This window comes from uncultured Roseicyclus sp., from assembly GCF_937892565.1.
Lineage (GTDB): Bacteria > Pseudomonadota > Alphaproteobacteria > Rhodobacterales > Rhodobacteraceae > Roseicyclus.
The window spans coordinates 22,136-28,144 of sequence record NZ_CALAHQ010000078.1; the positions used below are offsets into that span (position 1 = coordinate 22,136).

Here is a 6,009-nt window from a genome sequence, read left to right on the forward strand (position 1 = left end):
CCATGAAGCGCAAACTATCCAAAGTATATAACCTCACTTAAGATGCATAGATTGCCACTTTTTGTTTCGGCACATTGCGCAGGATCGGAAAATTCCCGCCCGGAGCGCACATGCCGTTTGATGCGACTGCATTACGAAAACTTTTGCCCGCCCTCTCGCCCGAGGATAGTACGGAAGCACTGCGCACGCGGTCGTTGCCCGAACGCCTGGCGCGGCGACGGGACATGCGGCTGGGCCAATCCGTACCCGATGGCCAGCGCGAGGCGGCGGTTCATATCCTCGGCCCGAATGTGATCGGTCGGCGGATTTTCTTCGTGGCCGAACCCGGCTCGCCGCTTCATGATCACATCGGCTGGCTGGACCGCCATACGCGCGGTGTCCATGTCTTGAACACCCTCGACGAGGCTGAAACGGCCGCGCGGCAATCGCCGTATCCAAGCTTGACGGTGGTCAGCCTCGACATGTGTTTCAGCCTCAATGCGGCGTTCGACCTGTTGACCAAGCATCGCCAGCGCGCGCCCGAACGGGTGGTGGTCGTGGCCTCGCACATGTTTGCGCAGCATGACATGAGCTGCCAGCGCGCCAGAATTGCCGATGCCAGCCTGCGTCTGCCGGCATCGCAGGCAGAGTTTGCACTATGCCTGAGCGCGGCTGTTACAAACAACGGCCATGTCCGATCGCGGCTGCATCTGGTATGATTACAGCACTTCAACTGTGCAACGGATCAACCGGCCGCACGTGCGTGACCGCATGCGCTCGACAGGCACACACCGACGCGGAAGGACCAGCCTTCGACACTTAGGATACTTTGTCGGCTGTTTCCGCAGTTCATAGACTTTTCCGACAACACAGAACGGCGTGGCGCGCGGCAAAAGCCCCGTGTCCGCCGCGTCCAGATGGGGGTCGGATCGCGTGACAGCAGGGGCAAGCTTGGACATCAACCTTCGAAACGCATTGCACGACAAGGCGTCACACCAAGAGTTGCGCCCCAGCGTGCTGCGCTCGGAATTCTTTTTCGATTATTCGATCAAGCGCATCCTGAACGACCCCAAGCAAGCCTGGTTCGATCTGGCCCATACGCGCGGCGTGGGCGGAAAATCCGCCAAGGCGATCGCCACCGCCGTGGCACAAGAACTTGAGCGCAGCTTTGCCGAAGACTGGACACAGGCATGCAAACTGGCGGGCCAAGCCCACGACCTTGATCTTGAACGCGACTGGCCCTTGAGCCACCTTGTGCAGTTTATCGAGATCTGGCAACCCGGCGCGCCAAACCAGCGCATCGAAGCCGCAAACTGACCCAACCCTGCGCGCTACGCAGGCCCCACGCCGTGGCGCCTGCGGCCGCACGGGTGCTCAGATCATCATGCGCTCGCGCGCGATGATGCAGGCATGCGCCCGATTGCGCGCGCCAAGCTTGGTACAGATGTTGCGCATGATCATCTTGACCTGCGTTTCGGTGATGGCCAGCGCGCGGGCGATTTCCTTGTTGGTGTCGCCATCGGCAGCAAGACGCAGCACATGGGTTTCGCGGTCGGAAACGGGCTCACGCTTGACCGGAACGGTTGGCGGGCCAACCTCGACCGGGATTTCCACATGCGGGATAAAGGTCTGGCCGCTGCGGATCAGTTGCAAGGCGCTTTCCAGCGATTTGAGCGGCATGGTCTTGGGAATGTAGCCGCTGAGCCCAAGCTTGATCGAGTCGTCCAGAAACTGCCGGTCAAGCTGGCCGGTGAACAAGACCACCTGACCATCCCCTGCCCGCTTGACCACTTCGGCCACGCTTGACAAGCCGTGCATGCCGGGCATCCGCAGATCCAACAGAACCACATCGTAGGTCGATTGCTCCAACTCATCGACCGCACCCTGACGCGACGTGGTCACCGCCACATCAAACCCGGCCTCTTCCCGCAGCGCATGTGCCACAGCCTGCGCCAAAAGTGCGTGATCATCGGCGATGAGAACTTTCATGTCTTCCGCGCGAACCTTTTCCAATTGCCTGCATCCTTCCCTGATGATGGTGTCCTGAGGGAATAAGTGCATCCGCTGCCAACTATCTAGTTAACATTCGTGTCGAAATTATCTTGATTTTGCAAGCTATGTTCTCGAAAGATAGTTAATGCTCTTTTGATATGTTTATTGTGCGGAGGCGTTTGTCATAAGGTACAAAGTAGAGCTTTTCGGCATTCGAAGCCGACGCCCTGGTGACGAGTGAGATGTGCGATGAGCCTTGTTTTGACCCGACGACCCAGCCCCGTGGGAATGGCCCGCCCGCCCACACAGGCCACGGCGACCTATCCGCTGGATACGGCCTATGGTCAGGATTTCCTGACCTTAAAAGCAAAAGGGCCCGACGCGCTGTTTGACGACGCGGCGCTGTGTGATTTGCCGCAGACAGCCATCACCACCACGACATTCTGGACAGACGGGGAAACACATTTTTCGGGGCCTTCGCTTTACGCCCTGCTTGCCGCCGCGGGGCTTGCGGACGCGATCACTGCTGTCCGGCTGATTGCGCTGAGCGATCACATGATGGTGATGAACGATGCCGTGATCGATCCTGTTGCGCCGATCGTGGCCAATCGGATGAACGGCGCCCCGATCGCTGTGCGCGATCAAGGCCCGCTATGGGTGATTTGCCCGTTCAATCGCCGCAGCCAGTGTTCGGCCAAAAGCCACTTTGCCCTGACCATACGGCAGCTGTCGCGCATCGAGGTGTCATGAGTTTGCCAGACCCGGTTGGGCCGATCGACGGCATGCTGACACCGCCCAATCGGTCGATTGCGGCACGCGTGCTGACCGCGCTCTTGCTGCTTTTCACCATCGCGCTGCTCACTGCCGCGACCAAGCTCCACAACAAGATCGACGAAAACTGGGCTGCGGAAAGCGATAACCATGTGTGGAACATCGTCCAGTTCGAGGTTGATTACCGCGATCTGAGCGTTGCATTGCAGATTGCCAATGACCTTGCCGCGCGCGATGCCGCCATGGTGCCCGCAGCGACATTGCGCAGCGTTCAGGTGGAATTTGGCGCTTTGCAAACACGCAGCAAAGCCTTGATCGATACCTTGACCGTCAGCGATCTTGACGATGTTTACCAAACCGAGATCGCCATATTGACACAGGCCAAGGCCGATTGGACCAGCCAGATCGACGCGCTGCGCGTTGGGCCGGAATTGCCCTTGCTGCTGGCGCAACTGGCTGCGGATGTCGCGGCGATCGAGCCGATGGTGCGTCGCCTGTCGGCCGATGCCTTGCAGGTCATGGTCACCCGCGCCGAGGCCGCCCGCCTGCAAGATCGCAAATTGCTGGCCGCGCTCTATGGAACCAGCATCACGCTGATCGGGCTGACCATCGTGTCGCTGATCTTGTCGGTTCGGTTGGGTCGCAGCCATGCGGCGGCGGAAACGCGGCTGGAACGCAGCACGGCGCTGGCCAAGGCGGCCTTTGAATCATCGGTCACGGCGATGCTGATCTGCGACGTGGATGGGCGCATCTTGTTGACCAACCCGGCCGCCAGTGTCGTGTTCGGGCACACGCATTCCGCGCTGCAAGGCCATAATCTTGAAGAAACATTGATCCCGCCCGAACGTCTGGCCGACTATCACCGGTTCTTGCGTTTCCTCCACCAGACCGGCGACACGGGCGACGCCACCATCGGCCCGCTTCAGGTCAATGCCCATCGCGCATCGGGCGAAGTGTTTCGCGCCGCCGTTCTGGTGCGCATGACCCAGCTTGATGCCGAGCAGCGTCTGATCCTTGTGTTCGTGCAAGACATCTCGGATCAGGTGGAATTCGAGCGGCGCCTGCAGCATGCCGCCGATGAGGCGCGCCGCTATGCCAACGCCCAGAGACGTTTTCTGGCAACGATGAGCCATGAATTGCGCACGCCGCTGCATGGGGTGCGCGCCGCGCTTGATCTTTTGTCGCGCAAGACCCTTGCCGATGATGCACGGGCGCTGGTGGATGCTGCGCTGCAAAGCTGTGGGCACGCGCTGCAACAAACCGACAATGCGCTGGATGCAATCCGCGCCACCCATGTGAACGAGGTCGACATCCCCTTTGATCCGGCGGCCATCGCGCGCGACTTGATCGCGGAAATGCACCTGATCGGACAGACCGATGGCACAAACCTGACGCTTGGCGTGACCGGCGAGGCGATGCCTGTCGCGGTGATGGGAAAACCCCGCGCCTTTACCCGGGCCTTGGGCAATCTGATCGTCAATGCCACGAAATATGCCCGCGGCGGCACGGTCGACGTGCGGCTCGATTTTGCCACGACCCATCCGCAGGGTCGCGTGATGCTGCGCGCCGAGGTGATCGACAACGGGCCGGGCATTCCCGCCGACAAGATCGACCGTATCTTCGAGCCGTTCAATCACGACCTTCTGGCCGACCAGAAAGCCGACCGCGCGGGCTTTGGTCTGGGCTTGTCGATCGTGAAACAGGCGGTCGACATGATGAACGGCGATATCGCCGTTCTCAGCGATCGCGGCAAAGGCTGTCATGTCACCATCACCCTGGCGCTCGACCGGGCCGATGAACAGGCATTGCCCCCGCCCGCCCCCCGGTCGGTGCGCGCGATGGCGCACCGGGTCGATCAAGGCGCGATGGCGCTTGTGGTCGATGATGCCGAGGTCAATTGCAAGCTTGTCGGCCAAATGCTGTCCGAACTGGGCTACCGGGTCGATACCGCCCATAGCGGGCCAGACGCCATCGCCATGGCCGCCAAGACAGCCTATGACCTGATCTTGATGGATTTCCACATGCCGATGATGACAGGGATCGAGGCGGTTCGCGAAATTCGCGTTCGGGGTCGGTCGTGCGATGCGCGGATCATCGGGATCACGGCGCGGATCGATCTGATCGGCTCGGCCGAGGGTGATCCTCCGGAAATGGACGGGGTCTTGTACAAGCCCTTTGGGCTTGCTGAACTTGAAGCCTTTCTGGATGCCAAAGGCGTCGCCACAGCGCCCGTTGATCTTGCGGCGCACAAGCCATCCGATGCGCTGGCCGCGCTGCGCACGACGCTTGAGATGTGCGGGTCGACCTTGGGGCTCAATCTGCTGCGCGATACGGTCGCGCTGGCCCATCAAGCGGTCGCTCAGGCCGATCTGGATCGCGCGCTTTGTGCCGAAACCGCCCACCGCGCCGCGGGGGCTGCGATGATGTCGGGCTTGCATGATTTGGGCCATGCCTTGCGCGATCTGGAACAGGCCGCACAAGGCACAAGCGATGGGCCGGCCCTGGTCTTGCTTACGGCGCGATTGACCGAAGCGGCCGCACAGGCCGAACACGCGGTGTCGGCACTGGAACATGAAACCCAAGCGCTTGGCGTGGCGGTCTAGCCCGCCCAGCCCCAGCCCCCCCGACCCGGGTCAATCGCCGGTCAACTTGGCGCCAGACAGGCCTCAAAGGATTGCGCCATCGCGTCCAGCAGCGCGGGATAAAGCGCGGGCCCCGGTTCCAGCATCGCGCCGATGGGGTCGATCACGCCGATCCGCACGCCCGTGCCCTCAAAAACCGCATCGACCATGCCGCGGTTGAATTGCGGTTCGACAAAGACGCAAGCAATGCCTTCGGCGGCGACGAGATCGCGGATTTCGGCAACCCGCGCCGGGCCGGGGTCAGAGGCATCCGACAGGCTGATCGCGCCCGCGGCCTCGATGCCAAACCGCGCTTCGAAATAATGATACGCATCGTGAAACACGATGAAACCACCCGACAGCGACGCCATGCGCGCGGCGATATCGGCCTGCATCGTGGTCAAGGCGGCTTGCGCCGTTGCGGCGTTGGCGGCGTAGGTGGCGGCATGGTCCGGATCGAGCCGCGAAAGCTCGGCCGCGATCACATCAAGCCAGAGCGCGGCGTTCGCCGGATCAAGCCAGGCATGGGGATCGATGCCGGAATGATCATGGGCGTGGTCGTCATGCGCATGGTCGTCATGCGCGTGGTCGTCATGGGCGTGGTCGTCATGCGCGTGGTCGTCATGCGCGTGGTCATGGCCGGCAT

General features: G+C 61.5%; 6 protein-coding genes. 4 read left to right on the top strand and 2 right to left on the bottom strand.

The annotated features are described in order from the left end of the window. Positions 1 to 110 precede the first annotated feature (110 nt). Together Q0094_RS11320 and Q0094_RS11325 are read left to right on the top strand one after the other, a co-directional pair. Positions 111 to 698, top strand: coding sequence for a hypothetical protein (locus Q0094_RS11320; RefSeq protein ID WP_297619415.1), 588 nt, complete (start codon positions 111 to 113; stop codon positions 696 to 698). Between the two features lie 232 nt (positions 699 to 930). After that, on the top strand, positions 931 to 1,296 hold the full coding sequence (locus Q0094_RS11325; protein WP_297619418.1) for a hypothetical protein: 366 nt from the start codon (positions 931 to 933) through the stop codon (positions 1,294 to 1,296). A 57-nt stretch (positions 1,297 to 1,353) separates the two neighbouring features. Here the strand turns inward: Q0094_RS11325 and Q0094_RS11330 are convergent, their stop codons facing one another. Next, positions 1,354 to 1,968 (bottom strand): response regulator transcription factor, encoded by a 615-nt coding sequence (locus Q0094_RS11330; protein WP_297619421.1) that lies wholly within the window; start codon positions 1,966 to 1,968, stop codon positions 1,354 to 1,356. 291 nt (positions 1,969 to 2,259) lie between these two features. On the opposite strand from Q0094_RS11330, the gene Q0094_RS11335 reads away from it, so the two are divergent. Both Q0094_RS11335 and Q0094_RS11340 read left to right on the top strand, forming a co-directional pair. Beyond that, positions 2,260 to 2,721, top strand: a complete 462-nt coding sequence (locus Q0094_RS11335; RefSeq protein WP_297619424.1) for an oxidoreductase — start codon at positions 2,260 to 2,262, stop codon at positions 2,719 to 2,721. Then, entirely contained in the window at positions 2,718 to 5,345 is a 2,628-nt protein-coding gene (locus Q0094_RS11340; protein ID WP_297619427.1) for an ATP-binding protein, read from the top strand. The genes Q0094_RS11335 and Q0094_RS11340 overlap by 4 nt, the downstream gene beginning before the upstream one ends. A gap of 41 nt (positions 5,346 to 5,386) precedes the next feature. Here the strand turns inward: Q0094_RS11340 and Q0094_RS11345 are convergent. Then, the coding region (locus Q0094_RS11345; RefSeq protein WP_297619430.1) for a zinc ABC transporter substrate-binding protein at positions 5,387 to 6,009 on the bottom strand (623 nt) is incomplete at its 5' end.

Bases quoted from the DNA above. Each gene is read 5' to 3' on its own strand.
- Q0094_RS11320 (WP_297619415.1), top strand. From the start codon at position 111: ATGCCGTTTGATGCGACTGCATTACGAAAACTTTTGCCCGCCCTCTCG.
- Q0094_RS11330 (WP_297619421.1), bottom strand. From the start codon at position 1,968: ATGAAAGTTCTCATCGCCGATGATCACGCACTTTTGGCGCAGGCTGTG.
- Q0094_RS11335 (WP_297619424.1), top strand. From the start codon at position 2,260: ATGGCCCGCCCGCCCACACAGGCCACGGCGACCTATCCGCTGGATACG.
- Q0094_RS11340 (WP_297619427.1), top strand. From the start codon at position 2,718: ATGAGTTTGCCAGACCCGGTTGGGCCGATCGACGGCATGCTGACACCG.